This is a genomic window from Rhodococcus sp. HNM0569, from assembly GCF_012726205.1.
Classification (GTDB): domain Bacteria; phylum Actinomycetota; class Actinomycetes; order Mycobacteriales; family Mycobacteriaceae; genus Rhodococcus_F.
Map to the genome: position 1 here is coordinate 1 of NZ_JAASAE010000017.1, position 20,553 is coordinate 20,553.

At 73.5% G+C, this 20,553-nt stretch carries 1 protein-coding gene; it reads left to right on the top strand.

The window, feature by feature from the left end; translation table 11 throughout:
- Positions 1-20,529: non-ribosomal peptide synthase/polyketide synthase (locus HCA44_RS18330; protein ID WP_169650767.1), on the top strand; the 20,529-nt coding region annotated here is incomplete at its 5' end.
- Between the last annotated feature and the right edge of the window lie 24 nt (positions 20,530-20,553).

Consider the following 20,553-nt stretch of genomic DNA (forward strand, 5'->3'; position numbering starts at 1 on the left):
AAGTTCCGCGGCCAGCGCATCGAGCTCGGCGAGATCGAAGCCGCGCTGCGCGCGTGCGACGGCGTCGACGGCGCGGTCGCCCTCGTGCACACCGGTGATGCCGGCGAGCACCTCGTCGCCTATGTCACCGGCTACGCGGACCCTGCCGCGGCGCGCACCGCCGCCGCGACCCGTCTGCCCGGGTACATGGTGCCCGCCGCGGTCACGGTGCTCGACGAGTTCCCGCTCAACGCGTCGGGCAAGCTCGACCGCCGCGCGCTGCCCGCACCGCAGTTCGCGGACCTCGACCGCCCCTACGCGGCCCCCACGAGCGAGACCGAGCAGCGCGTCGCGGGCGCCTTCGGTGCGGTCCTCGGCGCCGACCGCATCGGCGTGCACGACGACTTCTTCGCACTCGGCGGCACGTCGCTGAGCGCGACGCAGGTGGTCGCCCGGCTGCGCACCGACCATCCCGGTGTCACGGTGCGCGACCTGTTCGAGGCGTCGACGGTCGACGCCCTCGCCGCCCGCCTCGACGCGGGGGACACCGTGGGAACCGTCCACCGTGATCTGCCGGAGCTCACCCGGCGACCGCGCCCCGACCGGCTGCCGCTCTCGCCCGCGCAGGAACGCATGTGGTTCCTCAACCGGTTCGACCCCGACTCGGCCGCCTACAACGTGCCGTTCGCGGTGCGGCTGCGCGGCGACCTCGACGTCGCCGCCTTCACCGCGGCCGTCGACGACCTGATCGCGCGGCACGAGTCGCTGCGCACGATCTTCCCGGACACCGCCGACGGCCCGCACCAGGTGATCCTCCCGCCCGAGCCCGCCCCGCTCATCGAGCAGCGGGTCTCGCCCGACGAGCTCGACGCCGCCCTTGCCGACTGGTTCACCGTCCCCTTCGACGTCACCCGCGACCAACCGGTGCGCACCCGGCTGTTCGCGGTCGGTGACGACGGCGAACCAGGGGAGCGGGCGACGAGCGGGCGCGAGTACGTGTTTGCCGCCGTCGTGCACCACATCTCGGGCGACGGCTGGTCCGCGGGACCGATGCTGCGGGACGTCGCCGTCGCGTACGCCGCCCGCGCCGCAGGCAACGCACCCGCGTGGGAGCCGCTGCCGATCCAGTACGCCGACTACGCGCTGTGGCAGCGCGAGTTGCTCGGCGACGACACCGCCGACGACTCGCTCGCCGCCCGGCAGATCGCGTTCTGGCGCGACGCCCTCGCCGGTGCGCCCGGCCGGCTCGAGCTGCCCACCGACCGGCCCCGCCCGCGCAGCCAGTCGCTGCGCGGCGGACACGTCGACTTCACGGTGCCCGCCGACCTCGGCGCGCGCCTCGACACCCTCGCGCACGAGCACGGCGCGTCGACCTTCATGGTCGTGCACACCGCGCTCGCAGTGCTGCTGTCGCGCCTCGCCGGTACCGACGACCTCACGATCGGCACTCCGGTCGCAGGCCGCGGCGCCGCCGAACTCGACGACCTGGTCGGTGTGTTCGTCAACACCCTCGCGCTGCGCGCGCCGGTGCCCGCAGGCGCGTCCTTCGCCGACGTCCTCGCCGGCGTCCGGGGCCGCGATCTCGACGCATTCGACCACGCCGACGTGCCGTTCGAGCGGCTCGTCGAGGTCCTCGACCCGGCCCGGGCGCTCGATCGGCACCCGCTGTTCCAGGTGCTGCTCGCGTTCCAGAACCACACGCAGCGCGCCGTCGACCTCGACGGTGTGACCATGGAGGTGCTCGACGTCGACGTCGACGCCGCCAAGTTCGATCTCGCGGTCACCCTGGCGCCCCGGCCCGACGGCACCATGACCGGCCGGATGAGCTTCGCACGCGACCTGTTCGACGACGCCACCGTCGTGCGCTTCGTCGACCTGCTCACCCGCATCCTGGCCGCCGCGGCGGCCGACGCCGCATTCGTCGTCGGCGATCTCGACCTCACCACCGACGTCGACCGCACCGCACATGCAGCCCTCACCGACACCGTCGTCGACGTCCCGGTCACCACGGTGCCCGCGGTGATGGCCGAATCCGCTGTCCGCCATGCCGACTCCCGCGCCGTCGTCGAGGGCACTCACGCCGTCGGCTACCGCGAGTTCTTCGCGCGCGTGCGGCGCCTCGCGCGGTACCTGATCGACGTGGGCGTCGGCCCGGACACGCGGGTCGCCGTGTCGATGGGCCGCTCGGCCGACTACCTGGTCGCGGTGTACGCGGTGCTCGAGGCAGGCGGCGCGTTCGTCCCGCTCGATCCGGAACACCCCGCCGCGCGGACCCGCCTGGTCGTCGCGTCCGCCGCGCCGGTGTGCGTGCTCACCCGCACCGGCGACCACCCGGGCGAGGTCGACGTGCCCACGATCGACGTCGACACCCTCGACCTGACCGGCTTCGCCGACGCCGCGGTCACCGATGCGGAGCGCCGCGCGCCGCTGCACCCGGACAACGCGGCCTACGTGCTGTTCACGTCCGGGTCGACGGGCACCCCGAAGGGGGTCGCGATCTCGCACGCGGCCTTCGTCAACCAGATCGCGTGGGGCATCGCCTACACCGGCCTCGCCCCGGGCGATGCGTACCTCGCGATGGGATCGACCACCTTCGACGCATCCCACGACGGCCACTTCTGGCCGCTCGCGTGCGGCGCCACGATCGTCGTCGCCGAGCCGGGCGGGCACCGCGACCCGTTCTACGTGGCCGCCACGATCGACCGCGAGTCCGTCACACACACCGACTTCGTGCCGTCGATGCTCGACGTGTTCGTCGCGTCCGCCCCGGAGGGGGCAGGCACGAGCCTGCGTCTGGTCATCGCCGGTGGCGAAGCGCTGTCACGGGAAAGCGTGGCGCGCTTCTCCTCCCGGTGGGATGCGACGCTCGTGAACGGGTACGGGCCCACCGAGGCGACCGTCCTCGCGACCGCGGCCGTCGTCGCGGGGCCGGGGGAGCGCGGCACCGCGGGTACCGGGCCGGTGCCGATCGGCGCGCCGCTGCCGAACACCCGTGCGTACGTGCTCGACGCGCGGCTGCACCGCACACCGGTCGGCGTGCCGGGCGAGCTGTACCTGTCCGGGCGGCTCGTCGCCCGCGGCTACATCGGTCGCCCCGATCTCACCGCCGACCGGTTCGTCGCCGACCCGTACATGCCGGGCGAACGCATGTATCGCACAGGCGATCTCGTGCGACTGCGTCCGGACGGCGCGCTCGACTACCTCGGCCGCACCGACGCGCAGGTCAAGTTCCGCGGCCAGCGCCTCGAGCCGGGCGAGATCGAAGAGGTGCTGCGCACCCACCCGGCGGTCACCGCGGCCGTGGTGCTCGTGCACACCGCGCAGGGCAGCGACCACCTCGTCGCGTACGTCGTCGCCGACGGCGCACCCGACCCGGGCGAACTCCGTGCGCACACCGAGCGGGCGCTGCCGCCGTACATGGTGCCGTCGGTCGTCACGGTGCTCGACGAGCTGCCGCTGACCGCGGCGGGCAAGGTCGACCGCCGCGCCCTGCCCGAGCCGGATATCGCTACGGCCACCACAGAGTTCGTCGAGCCCACGACCGCCGAGGAGGTCGCCGTCGCCGAGGTGATCGCCGACGTGCTCGGCATCGACCGGGTCGGCGCCGACGACGACTTCTTCGCGCTCGGTGGCACGTCGCTCAGTGCGACCCGCGTCGTCGCGCGGTTGCGCGGCGAACACGGCGGCTCCGTGTCGGTGCGCGACGTGTTCGAAGCATCCACGGTGCGCGCCCTCGCGGCGCGCCTCGCCGACGCGGCCACCGACGACCTGCCGCCGCTGACCGCGCGCCCGCGCCCCGACCGCATCGCCCTCGCGCCCGCGCAGCAACGCATCTGGTTCCTCAGCCGGCTCGACCCCGACTCCGCGTCGTACAACCTGCCGTTCGCGTTGCGCTTCGACGGACGCCTCGACATCCCGGCGCTGACCCTCGCCCTCGGCGACCTGCTCAGCAGGCACGAGGCGTTGCGCACCGTGTTCCCCGGCGACGGCGACGGCGCCCACCAGCAGATCCTGCCGGTCGGCGACACCCACGCAGTGCTCGACGTGCGTGACGTCGAGGCAGGCGACCTCGAGACCGCGGTCGCCGGGTTCGCCGCCCGCGGCTTCGACGTCACGTCGGAGATCCCGCTGCGCGCCGCGCTCTTCCGCATCGATCCCGACACGCACGTCCTCGTCGTCGTGCTCCATCACATCGCCGCCGACGGGTGGTCCCTCGGGCCCCTCGCCCGAGACATGACCAGTGCCTACGTCGCTCGCGCACAGCACCGGTCCGTCGAGCAGCCGCCGCTCGCGGTCCAGTACGCCGACTACGCGCTGTGGCATCAGCAGGTGCTGGGCGATCCGGACGACGAGCACTCGCGCGCCCACGCCCAGCTCGAGTTCTGGCGCCGGACGCTCGCCGGGCTGCCCGACGAGCTGCGGCTGCCCGTGGACCGGCCCCGGCCGGACACCCCGGGACACGGCGGCGCCGACGTCGACTTCGATCTCGACGCCGGCCTGCACGCCCGCGTCGCAGAGCTGGCCCGAACCCACGGCACCACCGAGTTCATGGTGCTGCACACCGCATTCGCCGTGCTGCTCGCGCGGCTCGCCGGCACCGACGACGTCGCGCTCGGCACCCCGATCGCCGGCCGCGGCGACCGCGCGCTCGACGACCTCGTCGGCATGTTCGTCAACACCCTCACCCTGCGCACCGCCGTCGATTCGGCCGCGTCGTTCGCCGACGTGCTGCGCGGGGTCCGCGACGCCGACATCGCCGCGTTCGCACACGCCGACGTGCCGTTCGACAGCGTCGTCGACGCGCTCGGCGTGCCCCGCGCCGGTGGCCGGGCACCGCTCGTGCAGGTCGCGTTCGCGATGCAGGAACCCACCGCCACCGAGATCGACCTTCCGGGTGTGCACGCGCGCGTCGCCGAGATCGCCCCGAACGTCGCGAAGTTCGACCTGCAACTGAGCATCGGTGCCCGCGCCGACGCGGACGGGCTGCGCGCCGCGTTCACCTACGCGACCGACCTGTTCGACGAGCGGACCGTACGCGGATTCGCCGACCGGTTCACCGCCGTGCTGCGTGGTGCACTCGACGACCCGACCGCGGCCGTCGGCGACCTCGACATCCTGACGTCGGCCGAACGCGCCGAGCTCACGGCCGTCACCGGCGACTCCCCGCTGGCGCGCCGCACCCTCGACGAACTGTTCGCCGACGGCGCCGCCGCGCCGTTCGCCACGGCCGTCGTGTCGGGTGCCGAGAGCCTCACCTACGGCGAACTCGACGCGCGGAGCAACCGGCTCGCGCGCGCCCTGATCGCGCGGGGCGCCGCACCCGGCCGGGTCGTCGCCGTCGCACTCGGCCGCTCGCTCGAGTCGGTGCTGTCGGTGTGGGCCGTCGCCAAGACCGGCGCCGCATTCGTGCCCGTCGACCCGCGCTACCCGGCGGGCCGCATCGCCCACATGCTCACCGATTCCGGTGCCGCACTCGGCGTCACGGTCGCCGAGCACCGGCCGTCGCTACCCGACGACACCGACTGGCTCGTACTCGACGAGGCCTGCGACGCGATCGCCGCGCACCCTTCGACGGCACTCACCGACCACGACCGCGCCGGGCGCATCGACCCGCTGTCGGTCGCCTACCTGATCTACACCTCCGGCTCGACCGGGCTGCCCAAGGGCGTCGCCGTCACGCACACCGGTCTGGCGAACTTCGCCGCCGAACAGCGCAGCCGGTACCGGATCGACGCGTCCTCGCGCGTGCTGCACGTCGCGACACCGAGCTTCGACGCCGCGGTGCTCGAATACCTCATGGCGTTCCCGTCCGGCGCCGCCCTCGTGGTGTCCCCGCCCGACGTGTTCGGTGGCGACGCGCTCGCCGCCCTGGTGCGCGAGCAGCAGGTCACGCACGCATTCATCACGCCCGCTGCCCTCGCGTCGGTCGACCCCACCGGCCTCGACTGCCTGCAGCACATCGCCGTCGGCGGCGAGGCGTGGGGCGGCGACCTCGCGCGCCGCTGGGCGCCGGGCCGCGCGATGCACAATGTGTACGGGCCGACCGAGACGTCGATGGTCGTCACGATCGCCGACCCGATCACCGATCCGGCGGCGCCGCTCACGATCGGCACGCCGGTCCGCGGGGCCACCGCACGCGTCCTCGACTCCCGCCTGCATCCGGTGCCCGCCGGGGTCGCGGGCGAGCTGTATCTCGCGGGCGACGCGCTGGCCCGCGGCTACCACGACCGGCCCGCACTCACCTCCGAGCGGTTCGTCGCCGACCCGCACGGCCCGGCAGGCACCCGGCTGTACCGGACCGGCGACATCGTGCGCTGGGTCCGCGGCCGCGCAGGCGACTGGGAGATCGAGTACGTCGGCCGCCGCGACTTCCAGGTCAAGATCCGCGGCCAGCGCGTCGAGCTCGGCGAGATCGACGCCGTCCTCGCGTCGCACCCGCACGTCGGGTTCGCCGCTACCGTCGCGCACGGGGGCAGCAACGGCGGGGGAGATGCCGTCGTCGTGGCGTACGTCCTCGCGCGCGGCGACGCCGACGTCGACCCGGACGACGTGCGCGCCCACGCGGCCCGGTCGCTGCCGGCGCACATGGTGCCCGCGGTCGTCACCGTGCTCGACGACATCCCGCGCACCCCGGTCGGCAAGCTGGACCGCGCCGCGCTGCCCGAACCGGTGTTCGCCGAGCGCGGCGAGCACCGCGCCCCGACCACCGAGCTCGAGCGCACCGTGGCGGCCGTGTTCGCGGGAGTCGTCGACCGCGAGGCCACCGAGATCGGTCTCGACGACCACTTCTTCGAACTCGGCGGCAACTCGCTGTCCGCGACCCAGGTCGTCTCCCGCATCGGCGAGGCGACCGGTGCGTCGGTCGGCGTACGCACCCTGTTCGATCACCCGACCGTCGAATCGTTCGCAGCGGCGCTCGTGGACCTCACCGGCGACGGCCGGTCCGGTCCCGCCGCCGAGCCGCTCACCCCGCAGCCGCGGCCCGAGCGGATCCCACTCTCGCTCGCCCAGCAGCGCATGTGGTTCCTCAACCGGTTCGAGCCCGACTCGGCCGCCTACAACGTGCCGTTCGCGGTGCGCATGCGCGGCGACCTCGACGTCGCTGCACTGCAAGCTGCGCTCGCCGACGTCGTCGCCCGGCACGAGAGCCTGCGCACCGTCTACCCGGACTCGCCCGACGGCCCCGTCCAGCACATCCTCGACACCGACACCGCCGCACCGACGCTCACTGCCCGCGCGTGCGCCGACGACGACGTGCTCGATCTGCTCACCGAGTTCTTCGGCGAGGGTTTCGACGTCACGTGCGACATGCCGGTGCGCACCCTGCTGCTGCACGTCGCCGCCGACGAGTACGTGCTCGGCGCGGTGTTGCACCACATCACCGGCGACGGCTGGTCGGTCGGTCCGCTGCTGCGCGACGTCATGACCGCCTACGCCGCGCGTCGCGGCGGCGCCGCACCCGACTGGTCGCCGCTGCCCGTCCAGTACGCGGACTACGCACTGTGGCAGCGGGAACGGCTCGGCGACGCAGGCGACCCGCAGTCGCTCGCCGCCGCCCAGATCGACTTCTGGCGCCGCACCCTCGACGGCGCACCCGACGAGATCACGTTGCCGATCGTCCGGCCGCGGTCGAACCATCCCACCGGCCACGGCGCCCGCGTCGACTTCGCGGTGCCGGGCGACGTCGCATCCGCCCTCGAGCGGGCGGCCGCTCGCCACGGTGCGTCGCCGTTCATGGCGATGCACGCCGCCGTCGCGATCCTGCTCTCGCGGGTCGGCGCGAGCGACGACGTCACGATCGGCACGCCGGTCGCCGGGCGCGGCGACCGCGCACTCGACGACCTGATCGGCATGTTCGTCAACACCCTCGTGCTGCGCACCCGCATCGACCCCACCGCGTCCTTCGGCGACCTGTTGCGCGAGGTCCGCGACGTCGACCTCGCGGCCTTCGACCACGCCGACGTGCCGTTCGAACAGCTCGTCGAGGTGCTCGATCCACCGCGCGCCGCGGGCAGGCATCCGCTCTTCCAGGTGATGCTGGCGTTCCAGAACCATTCGTGGCCGTCCTTCGAACTCGGCGGGCTCACCGTCGAACCCCTCGACGGTGGCCTCGACGTCGCCAAGACGGACCTGTCGCTGACGTTCCTGCACGGCTCCGAGGCCGGTGCCGACGGCACGTTGCGCGGTTCGCTCACCTACGCGACCGACGTGTTCGACGCGGCGAGCGCGCACGCCCTCGTCGACCAGCTGTTGCGGGTGCTCACCGCACTCGCGGCGGGCGACGACATCGCGGTCGGCGACCTGCCGGTGTTCTCGGCCGCCGAGGTCGCGGCGGGCATCGACCGGGCCGCGGCGACGGGCGACCCCCGCGACACCCTGCCGGACCTGTTCGCGGCCGCCGCCGCCGCGCACGCCGACCGGCCCGCCCTCACCGGCGACCTCGAAGGACCGGCGGCCGACACGCGTCCGGACACACGCACCTACGCCGAGTTCGCGGGCGACGTGCGCCGCCTGGCCCGGTTCCTGATCGACGCGGGCGTCGGCCCGGACACGCGGGTCGCACTGGCCCTGCGCCGGTCGCCGCGGTTCGTCGTCGCGCTCTACGCGGTCCTCGAAGCGGGCGGCGCATTCGTGCCCGTCGACCCCGACCATCCGAGCGCACGCATCGAACACGTACTCGCGCAGGCCCGTCCGACCCTCGTGCTCACCGAACGGGGACTGCTCGCCGCCGGCGCTGCCGACGGCCTGGAGGTCGTCGAACTCGACGCACTCGACCTGTCCGGCTACGCCGACGGTCCGGTCGTCGGCGCCGAACGGGCCGCGCCGCTGCGCCCCGAACACCTCGCGTACGTGATGTTCACGTCCGGCTCGACGGGTAGGCCGAAGGGCGTCGGCGTGTCCCACGGCGCGGTGGTGCACCAGTTCCGCTGGCTGCAGGACGCGTATCCGCTCACCGCCGACGACCGGTACCTGCTGCGCGGCGTCACCACCTTCGACGCGAGCCTGATCGGTGTGTTCGCGGCGGTCACGGCGGGCGCCGAGATCGTCGTCGCCGTGCCCGACGGGCATCGCGACCCTGCCTACCTGCTGGCCGCGATCGAGCGGAATGCCGTCACGGCAACCGATTTCGTGCCGTCACTGCTCGACGTCGTCGCGGACGAGGCCCGGGACACGGGTGTCGGGCGGAGCCTGCGCCGGGTGTTCACCGGCGGCGAGGCCGTCCCGACGTCGACCGCGGACACGGTGCACGACCGGTTCGGCGCCGAGGTGATCGACGTGTACGGCCCCACCGAGGCCACCATCCAGGTCACCGCGTACCGCTATCGCGGCGACGAGACCACGACCACCCTGCCGATCGGCCTGCCGGTGCCCGGCACCGGCGCGTACGTGCTCGACCACCGGTTGCACCCGGTCGGACCGCGCGTCGCAGGTGAGCTCTATCTGTCGGGCGATCAGCTCGCGCGCGGCTACGTCGGGCGCACCGACCTGACCGCGGACCGGTTCGTCGCGAACCCCTTCGCGCCGGGCGAACGGATGTACCGCACCGGCGATCTCGTCCGCCGCCGTGACGACGGCGTCCTGGAATACCTCGGCCGCACCGATTTCCAGGTCAAGTTCCGCGGCCAGCGCATCGAACTCGGCGAGATCGAAGCGGTGCTGCGCGGCCACGACGCGGTCACCGGCGCGGTCGTCGTCGTGCACCGCGGCGAGAACACCGGCGAGCACCTGGTCGCCTATCTGGTCGGGCGCGACGGCCTCGACGCCGCCGCCGTGCGCCTGTACGCGGGGGAGCGGCTGCCGTCGTACATGGTGCCCAGCGTGGTCACCGCGCTCGACGAGTTCCCGGTCGGCACCAGCGGCAAGATCGATCGCCGCGCGCTGCCCGAGCCCGACTTCTCCATGCCGACCGGCGAATTCGTCGCCCCCGAGACCGACACCGAACTGTCTGTGGCCGCAGTGTTCGCGGAGGTCGTCGGTGTGGCGCGGCTCGGCGCGCACGACTCGTTCTTCGACGTCGGCGGCAACTCGCTGTCGGCGACCAAGGTCGTCGCCCGGTTGCGCGCCGATCACGGCACCGAGCTCGCGGTGCGCGATCTGTTCGACGCGCCGACGGTGCGGGCGCTCGCGGCCCGCATCGACGCGTCGGCGGGCCGGGCGGCGCTGCCCGCGCTCACCGCGGGGGAGCGGCCGGACCGTATCCCGCTCTCGCCCGCGCAGCAGCGCATGTGGTTCCTCAACCAGTTCGATCCGTCGTCACCGGCCTACAACATGCCCGCGGTGCTGCAGTTGCGCGGCGACCTCGACGTGCCGGCGCTCGCGCAGGCCGTGCGGGACGTCACCGCCCGCCACGAGTCGCTGCGCACGTCCTACCCGACGGACGACGACGGCCCGCACCAGCACATCGCGGACACCGGCGTCGACCTCGACCGGCAGCGCGTCGCCGCGGGCGAGCTCGCCGACTCGGTCGCCCGGTTCGTCTCCGCCGGCTTCGACGTGCGCGACGAGATCCCCGTGCGCGTGCGGCTGTTCACCGTCGACGAGACCGAGCACGTGCTCGCGATGGTCGTCCACCACATCACGGGCGACGGCGCGTCGGTCGACCCGCTCGTGCGCGACGTCGCGGTCGCCTACGCGGCGCGCACCCGGTCGGCCGCGCCGACGTGGGAACCGCTGCCCGTCCAGTACGCCGACTACGCGCTGTGGCAACGCCGCGTCCTCGGCGACGACACCGACCCGGAGTCGACCGCGGCCCGCCAGCTCGCGTTCTGGCGGGACCGGCTGGGCGGTCTCCCGGATCGGCTCGACCTGCCCACCGACCGTGCTCGCCCGGCCGTGCCGAGCCACCGCGGCGGCGTCGTCGACTTCACCCTCGACGCCGACGTCACCGCGGCGCTGCGCGGCGTCGTCCGTGCCCACGGCGCCACCGAGTTCATGGGCCTGCACGCCGTTCTCGCGGTCCTCCTGGCCCGGCTGTCGCGCAGCGACGACGTCGCCGTCGGCACCGCGGTCGCCGGCCGCGGCCGCCGCGAACTCGACGACATGGTCGGCATGTTCGTCAACACCCTCGTGTTGCGCACCCCCGTCGATCCCGGCACCGGGTTCGGCGCGGTCCTCGACGCCGTCCGCGCGGCGGACCTCGACGCGTTCGCGCACGCCGACCTGCCCTTCGAGCAGCTCGTCGACGCGCTCGACGTCACCCGTTCGACGTCGCACCACCCGCTGTTCCAGGTCGCGCTCGGCGTCGCCGACGCACCCGCGCGCGCGTTGTCGCTCGGTGACGTCGAGATCGCGCCCGCCCCGGCCGGCGAGCCGATCGCGAAGTTCGACCTGCACCTGACCGTCGAGACCGGCGGCGACCGGTGGGGCGGAACCCTCGTGTACGCACAGGACCTGTTCACCGACGGCACCGCGCAGGCGTTCGTCGACCGGTTCGTGCGGATGCTCGCCGCCGCGGTCGCCGACCCGACGCTGCCGGTGGGCGATCTGCCGCTGCTCGCCGACGGCGAACGCGACGCGCTGCTCTCGCGGCGCGGCGCACCGGATCTCGCGCCGCGCACCCTGCCACAGATCCTCGACGACGCCGCCCGCGTGGACCCGGCCGCGGACGCCGTCCGGTTCGGCGACGACGCCCTGACCTACGGCGAACTCGACGCCCGGTCCAACCAGCTGGCCCGGCTGCTCGTCGACCGCGGTGTCGGCCCGGAGACCGTCGTCGCGCTCGCGCTCGAACGCTCCCTCGACTCGGTCCTCGCGGTGTGGGCCGTCGCCCGCACCGGTGCCGCATTCGTGCCGGTCGACCCCCGGTATCCGCGCGAACGCATCGAGCACATGGTCACCGACTCGGGTGCCACTCTCGGCCTGTCCCGCAGCGACGCACGCGACGCGCTGCCGACGACGCTGCGCTGGATCGACGTCGATGCACCGGACGTGCGGCTGCAGGTGTCCGGCGAGTCGACCGCGCCGCTCGACGACGCCGACCGCATGCGCGGCACCGAACCGGACCAGCCGGCGTACGTGATCTACACGTCGGGCTCGACGGGCAAGCCCAAGGGCGTCGTCGTCACGCACCGCGGCCTGGCCAACCTCGTCGCCGACGAACGCGAACTCCTCTGCGTCGAGAAGAGCTCACGCACACTGCATTTCGCTTCACCGAGCTTCGACGCGTCGGTGTTCGAGATGCTGATGGCGTGGAGCGCGGCGGCGACGATCGTGATCGCCCCGCCCACCGTGTACGGCGGCGACGAGCTCGCCGACCTGCTGCGCCGTCAGCGCGTGACGCACGCGTTCTCCACCCCCGCCGCGCTCGCCTCGGTCGACCCGGACGGGCTCGACCACCTCAGCACGGTCCTCGTCGCAGGCGACGTGTGCCCGCCGGACCTCGTCTCCCGGTGGGCGCCGGGGCGGCGCATGATCAACGCGTACGGCCCGAGCGAGGCGACCATCATGTCCTCGCTCACCCAGCCGCTCGCCGCCGACGCACCGATCTCGATCGGCGGGCCGAGCCGCGGCGTGCACGCGTACGTCCTCGACGCGCGACTGCAGCCGGTTCCGGTGGGGGTGCCGGGCGAGTTGTACGTCGCGGGCCCGGGCCTGGCCCGCGGCTACCTCGGCCGCCAGGCGCTGACCGCCGAGCGGTTCGTCGCGAGCCCGTTCGGCGACGGGGAACGCCTCTACCGCACCGGCGATCTCGTCCGCTGGCGCGCCGACCACGACCTCGACTTCGTCGGCCGCACCGACCACCAGGTCAAGGTGCGTGGGTTCCGCATCGAGCTCGGCGAGATCGACGCCGCGCTGCGTAGCCACCCGGGAGTCGGGTTCGCCACCACCCTCGGGCACGAGGGCGCCGACGGGCACACGCGGCTCGTCGCCTACGTACTCCCGGACGACGCCGAGGCGCCGGTGCTCGACTCGGCCGCCGTCCTCACGACCGTCGCCGACGTGCTGCCGTCGTACATGGTGCCCGCCGCGGTCGTCGTCCTCGACGAACTGCCCCTCACCCCGGCAGGCAAACTCGACCGCGCGAAACTGCCCGAGCCGGTGTTCTCGGGCGCCGAGTACGTCGCGCCGCGCACCGACGCCGAACGAATCGTCGCGGGCATCGTCGCCGACGCGCTCTCCCGCGAACAGGTGGGCGTGCACGACGACTTCTTCGACGTCGGCGGCAACTCGCTGATCGCGACCCAGGTGATCTCGCGTGTCAACTCCGCCTTCGGCACCGACCTCGGGGTGCGGGCCCTGTTCGACCAGCCGACGGTCGAAGCGCTCGCCGCACTGTGCACCGGCGCCGCTGCGCGCGGCACCCGGGCGCCGCTCGTCCCGCAGCCGCGGCCCGCCGCGATCCCGTTGTCGCTCGCGCAGCAACGGATGTGGTTCGTCAACCAGTTCGACACCGCGTCACCGGCCTACAACCTGCCGGTCGCGCTGCGCCTGCGCGGCGAGTTCGACGCCGAGGCGATGCGCGCCGCGCTCGGCGACGTCGTGGCCCGGCACGAGAGCCTGCGCACCGTGTACCCGGACTCCGATTCCGGCCCGCACCAGGTGATCCTGCCGCGCGAGCGCGCCGTCCTGCAGTGGCAGACCGAGGATCTGTCCGCCTCGGCGCCGCTCGATCCGTCGGACCCGGGGGCGGGCGCCGCCGCGGTCGATGCCCGCGTCGCGGCCTTCGTCACCGCCGGCTTCGACGTCACCCACGAGGTGCCACTGCGTGTGCTGTTGCTGCGCGTGTCGCCCGACGAGCACGTCCTCGCGCTCGTCGCCCACCACATCAGCGGCGACGGCTGGTCCCTCGCGCCGCTCGCACGCGACGTGATGATCGCGTACGCGGCCCGCCGCGCGGGCCGCACACCGCAGTGGACGCCGCTGCCGGTGCAGTACGCGGACTACGCACTGTGGCAGCGCGACGTCCTCGGCGACCCCGCCGATCCGACGTCGACGGCCGCGCAGCAGGTGCGGTACTGGACCGGCGCGCTGGGTGGGCTGCCCGAGCGCCTGACCCTGCCCACCGACCGCCCGCACCCGCCGGTCGCCTCGCACCGCGGCGGACACGTCGACTTCCGTGTCCCGGCCGCGCTCGCGCATCGCGTCGGCGACCTCGCCCGGCAGCGTCAGGCGTCGCCGTTCATGGCGGCCTACGCGGCGCTGACCGCACTGCTGCACCGGTGGGGCGGCGACGAGGACATCGCGGTGGGCGCGCCGGTCGCCGGCCGCGGCAACGAAGCACTCGACGATCTCGTCGGCATGTTCGTCAACACCCTCGTGTTGCGTACGCGCATCGACGACGACGCGAGCTTCGCGGATCTGCTCGCCCAGGCCCGCACCGTCGCACTCGACGCATTCGCGCACGCCGAGATCCCCTTCGAGCAGCTCGTCGACGTGCTGAACCCGGCACGCAGCAGCGCGCACCATCCGCTCTTCCAGGTCGCGTTCTCGTTCCACAACCAGGCCCGCGCCGATGCGGAACTCCCCGGCCTGCACGTGTCGGCGCTCGACCTCGAGTCGCCGATCAGCAACTTCGACCTGCACCTGACGCTGTCCGAGGAGGACGACGGCGAACTCGCCGCCCAGTTCGCGTACGCCACCGACGTCTTCGACCATGCGACGGTCGAGGCGCTCGCCCAGCGGTACGTGCGTGTCCTCGAGGCCGTCACCACCGACGCCGACCTCCCGGTCGGCCGCCTCGACATCCTGCTGCCCGGTGAGGCCCGGGCCGTCGTCGAGGACGTCAACGACACCGAGCATGCGCTCGCACTCGACACCGAGCATGCGCTCGCCGGCGACAGCGTGCACACGCTCGCCGACCTCGTGCGCGCGCAGTGCCGCGCGACGCCCGACGCGGTCGCGCTCGTCGAGGACGGCACGGGCACCCGTCTCACCTACCGCGAGTTCGACGCCCGCGTCGACGACCTCGCGGCGCGTCTGGCCGCCACCGGTGTCGGTCCGGACGTGCGGGTCGGTGTCGCGATGCGCCGCTCCCTCGACCTGATGGTCGCGCTGCACGCGGTGCTGCGCGCGGGCGGCGCGTACGTGCCGCTCGACCCCGACCATCCCGCCGACCGCATCGAGTACGTCCTCGACACGGCACGTCCGCTGCTCGTGCTCACCACCGAACGCGACGGGTTCACCGCCCGCTCGGCGGCGGTGCACACCCCGAGGACGCTCGCCGCACCCGCAGCCGACGCCACTGTCGCGGGTCCCGGCCCGGACACCCTCGCGTACGTGCTGTTCACGTCCGGCTCCACCGGACGGCCGAAGGGCGTGGCGGTGCCGCACCGCGCCGTCGTCAACCAGTTGCTGTGGAAGAGTGCGACCTTCGACCTCGGCGTCGGCGACGCGGTGGTGCAGAAGACTCCCGTCACCTTCGACCTGTCGGTGTGGGAGCTGTTCTGGCCGTTGATGTCCGGTGCGACGCTGGTGATCGCGCGCCCCGAGGGGCACGGCGACCCCGCGTACCTCGCCGACCTGATGCGCACGCACCGGGTGAGCGCGGCGCACTTCGTGCCGTCGCTGCTCGACGCGTTCGTCGCGACGCCCGGTGCGGTGGACCAGCCGGCGCTGCGGCTGGTGCTGTGCATCGGTGAAGCGCTGCCTGCGCACACGGCACGACGTTTCCGTGACGCGCACCCGGCCGCGCTGCACAACCTGTACGGGCCCACCGAAGCCGCGGTGTCCGTCACGCACGCGGACGTCGCCGCCGAACCGATGCGCGACCCGGTCGGTATCGGTGTGCCGGAATGGAACACCCGCACCTACGTCCTGGACGCGCATCTCGCACCCGTTCCGGAAGGTGTGGTGGGCGAGCTGTACCTGGGTGGCGTGCAACTCGCCCGCGGCTACTTCGCGCGCCCCGACCTGACGGCCGACCACTTCGTCGCCGACCCGTTCGGGGCACCGGGCTCGCGGCTCTACCGCACCGGCGACCTCGTCCGCTGGTACCGCGACGAGACCGGGGCGCTCGCATTGGACTACGTGGCGCGCGCCGACTTCCAGGTCAAGGTGCGCGGCTTCCGCATCGAGCTCGGCGAGATCGAATCCGCCCTCACCCGCGTGCCCGGCGTCGCGGCCGCCGCCGTCGTCGCGCACGAAGGAGCACACGGCACCGCGCTCGCCGCGTACGTCGCCGGTACGGCCGACACCGGACTCGACGCGGACGCCGTCCGCCGCGCGGCCGCGGCCGAGCTGCCCGGCTACATGGTGCCGGCGACGGTCACCGTGCTCGCCGCGCTACCGCTGTCCGCCAACGGCAAACTCGACCGCAAGGCGCTGCCCGATCCCGCACCCGCCGCGGCCCGCGAGTTCCGTGCGCCGCAGGGCGCGGCCGAGACAGCCGTCGCGGACGTGTTCGCCGACATCCTCGACGTCGAGCGGGTCGGCGCCGACGACGACTTCTTCGACCTCGGCGGCAACTCGCTCGTCGCGACCCGCGTCGTCGCCCGGCTCGGCGCCGCGCTCGGCAAGCGCGTCGAACTACGCACCCTGTTCGAGGCACCGACCGTCGCGCAGCTCGCCGCCGCCGTCGAGGACGCCGACGCCGGGGACGTGCGGGCACCGCTCGTCGCCGCGCCCCGCCCCGCGGCCGTACCGCTGTCGTTCGCACAGCGCCGCATGTGGTTCCTCAACCGGCTCGACCCCAACTCGGCGGCCGAGCACATCCCGGTGGCCGTGCGTCTGAGCGGCACCGTCGACGTCGCCGCGCTGCGCGGTGCGCTCGCCGACGTCGTCGACCGGCACGAGATCCTGCGCACCCGCTACCCGGACTCCGCCGACGGCCCGTACCAGGAGGTGCTCGCGGTCGACGCCGCGCTGCGCGGACCGACCGTCACCGATGTCGACCGCGACACGCTCACCGACACCCTGGCCCGCTTCGCCGGCGCAGGCTTCGACGTCACGAGCGAGGTGCCGATGCGCGTGGCCCTGTACCGCGTCGATCCCACCGAGCACGTGCTGGCGATCGTGGTGCACCACATCGCGGCCGACGGCTTCTCCGTCGCCCCGATGGTGCGCGACGTGATGACCGCGTACACGGCGCGCGTCGTCGGCGAGCAGCCCGCGTGGCTGCCGCTGCCCGTGCAGTACGCGGACTACGCGCTGTGGCAGCGCGACGTCCTCGGCGACGAACACGACGACGCGTCGGTGCTCGGCCGCCAGCTCGGTTACTGGCGCGAGCGCCTCTCGGGCCTGCCCGACCAACTGGACCTGCCTGCCGACCGGCCCAGGCCGCTGCGGCAGTCCTTCGCGGGCGAACACGTCGACGTCACCGTCCCGGCCGAGGTCTACCGCGCCCTCGCCGCGTACGGCCGTGGCCGCGGCGCCTCGACGTTCATGGTCGTGCACGCGGCCGTCGCGGTCCTGCTCGCCCGGCTCGCCGGCACCGACGACGTCGCCGTCGGCACCCCCGTCGCCGGCCGCGGCGAAGCCGCGCTCGACGACCTGATCGGCATGTTCGTCAACACGCTCGTGTTGCGGGCGGCCGTCGACCCGGCCGCGTCCTTCGACGAGCTCGTCGGCGACGTCGCGGCGGGCGATCTCGCGGCCTTCGCGCACGCCGACGTCCCGTTCGAACGGCTCGTCGACGTGCTCGACCCGCCGCGCTCGACCGGGCGGCATCCGCTGTTCCAGGTGATGCTCACCTTCCAGAACCACGAGCAACCGCCGCTCGAGCTGCCCGACCTCACGGTGTCCGCGGTCGCACCGCCGATCGAACCCGCCCAGTTCGACCTGCAGATCACCGTCGCCGACGCGGCGGCCGCGACCACCGGCGACGTCGCGATCCGATTCACCTACGCGACCGACCTGTTCGACGCCGACACCGTGACCCGGTTCGCGTCCTATCTCGTGCGGATCCTCACCGGCGTCGCCGACGACCCGCACCGCGCCATCGGCGACCTGCCGCTCGATCCCGCGGTCGCACCGGCGCGCGGCGCAACCGTCCCGGACACCGGTGACACGCTGGTGTCGCTGCTCGAGCGGCAGTGTGCCGCGGCCCCCGACGCACTCGCGGTCGTCGACGACGACACCGGTCTCCGGCTCACCTACGCCGAGTTCACGGCGCGCGTGCACCGGCTCACCCGCGTCCTCGTCGACTATTGTGCGTGCCCGGGCACGGTGGTCGGGATCGCGATGCACCGGTCGGTCGACATGCTCGTCGCGATCCACGCCTCGGTCGCCGCCGGCGCCGCATACCTCCCGCTCGACCCGGGGCATCCCCGGGAACGGCTCGAGTACGTCCTCGACACCGCCGCGCCGCTCGTCGTCCTCACCCGCGGCCGCGACGGCGCCGACCTGCCGGACGGCCAGATCACCGTCGACCTCGACACCGCCGACCACACCGCCTACCCGGACGGTCCGCTCGGCGACGACGAACGCATCCTGCCCGCACCGCAGGACACGGCCTACGTGCTGTTCACCTCCGGCTCGACCGGCAGGCCCAAGGGCGTCGCCGTCGCGCACGACGCGATCGTCAACCGACTGCGATGGATGCAGCACGAGTACCCGCTCGCCGCCGACGACGTCGTCGTGCAGAAGACACCCGTCACCTTCGACGTGTCGGTGTGGGAGTTGTTCTGGCCGTTGCAGACCGGCGCGAGCGTCGTGCTCGCCGCACCCGGCGGGCACCGCGACCCGGAGTACCTGACCGCCCTGATTGCACGGCACCGCGTCACCACCGCGCACTTCGTGCCGTCGATGCTGTCGGTGTTCACCGCCGTCGCCGACCGCGACCGGTGCGCGAGCCTGCGCCACGTGTTCTGCTCCGGCGAGGCGCTCGGCACCAGCCAGACCGCCGACTTCCGCAGGGTCTCCGACGCCGACCTGCACAACCTGTACGGCCCGACCGAAGCGGCCGTCGACGTCACCTACTGGGCGACCTCGGACCGGGACGGTGCGACGGTCCCGATCGGGCGGCCCGTGTGGAACACGGGCCTGCACGTCCTCGACACACGGCTGCACGAGGTACCCGTCGGCGTCGTCGGCGAGCTGTACCTCGAGGGCGTCCAACTCGCGCAGGGCTATGTCGGGCGCACCGCGCTCACCGCGGAACGGTTCGTCGCCTGCCCCGGCGGCGACGGCACCCGCCTCTACCGCACCGGCGATCTCGTGCGGCGCCGCAGCGACGGCGCACTCGAATACCTGGGCCGCAGCGACTTCCAGGTCAAGCTGCGCGGGCAGCGGCTCGAACTCGGTGAGATCGAGCACGCCCTGCGTGAGCAGCCGTCCGTCGCCGACGCCGTCGTCGCCGTGCACACCGACGCCTCCGCGGGGCAGACCCTCGTCGCGTACGTCGTGCCGACCGGCGCCCCGCAGGAGGGCGATCTGCAGTCGCAGCTCGGCAGGCGACTGCCGTCGTACATGGTGCCGACGTGGTACGTCGAACTCGACCGGCTGCCGCTCACCGCGAACGGCAAACTCGACCGCGGCGCGCTGCCGGCACCGGTCACCACGGTCGCCGACACGGAGTACGTCGCGCCGCGCACACGCACCGAACTCGCGGTGTCGGCCGCGTTCGCCGAGGTCACCGGGGCCGACCGGGTCGGCTTGCTCGACAACTTCTTCGAGCTCGGCGGCAACTCGCTGTCGGCCACCCGCACCGTCGCGCGCCTGTCCCGCGAGTTCGACACGCCGGTGCCCCTGCAGTGGATGTTCACCGAACCCACCACGCAGGCGCTCGCCGACCGCATCGACCGCGCGATGGACGCGGGAGCCCTCGGCGGCGACAGCGCTGTCGACGTGCTGTTGCCGATCCGCCCGGCCGGCGCCGACATCCCGCTGTTCTGTGTGCACCCGTTTGTGGGCCTGTCGTGGGCGTACGCGCCCCTCGCCCGGACCCTGCCGCGCACGACACCGGTGTTCGGTCTGCAGTCGCCCGCGCTCTCGGGGGCGCAGGCGCCGCAGTCGATCCGCGAGTACGCGGCACGGTACGTGCGCGAGATCCGCAGCGTGCAACCGCACGGCCCGTACAAGCTGCTCGGCTGGTCGTTCGGCGGGGTCGTCGCACACGAGATGGCGGTGCAGTTGCAGGAGGCGGGCGAACGCGTCGAGGTCCTCGCGGTTCTCGACAGCTATGTCGACGTCGATCGCGGTGCGGTCGACCCGACCGCGGTGTCGGCGCAGACGCTGCTGCCGAGCCTCGGTGTCGCCGACACCGGCGGCTTCGACGGTCTGCTCGCGCGGGCATCGGACACCGGCACGTTCGACGCCGACGCGGCCGCCGCGGCGCTGCAGGGGACCGAGGGCCCGCTGGCGATGTTCGACGCCACGCAGCTCGCCGGCCTGTACGCGACCGCGTCCGGGTCGGCGGCCGTCCTCGACGCGCACCGGCCGCGCCGGTTCGACGGGACGATGGTGTTCTTCACCGCGGCCCGCGACGAGCACCCGGACCCGGCGCTCACGTGGGAGCCGTACGTCGACTCGTTCGTCGAGCATCGTGTCGACGCCGACCACTGGTCGATGGCCGAACCCGCGGCCCTCGCCGTGGTGTCGGACGAGCTCGCCCGCACGACGGCGCAGAACGGGCCGGTCGTGGGGGAGGACCACGCAGGAAACCTGCCCGTGTGAGCGCACCCCGTGAGTGACCAGAGC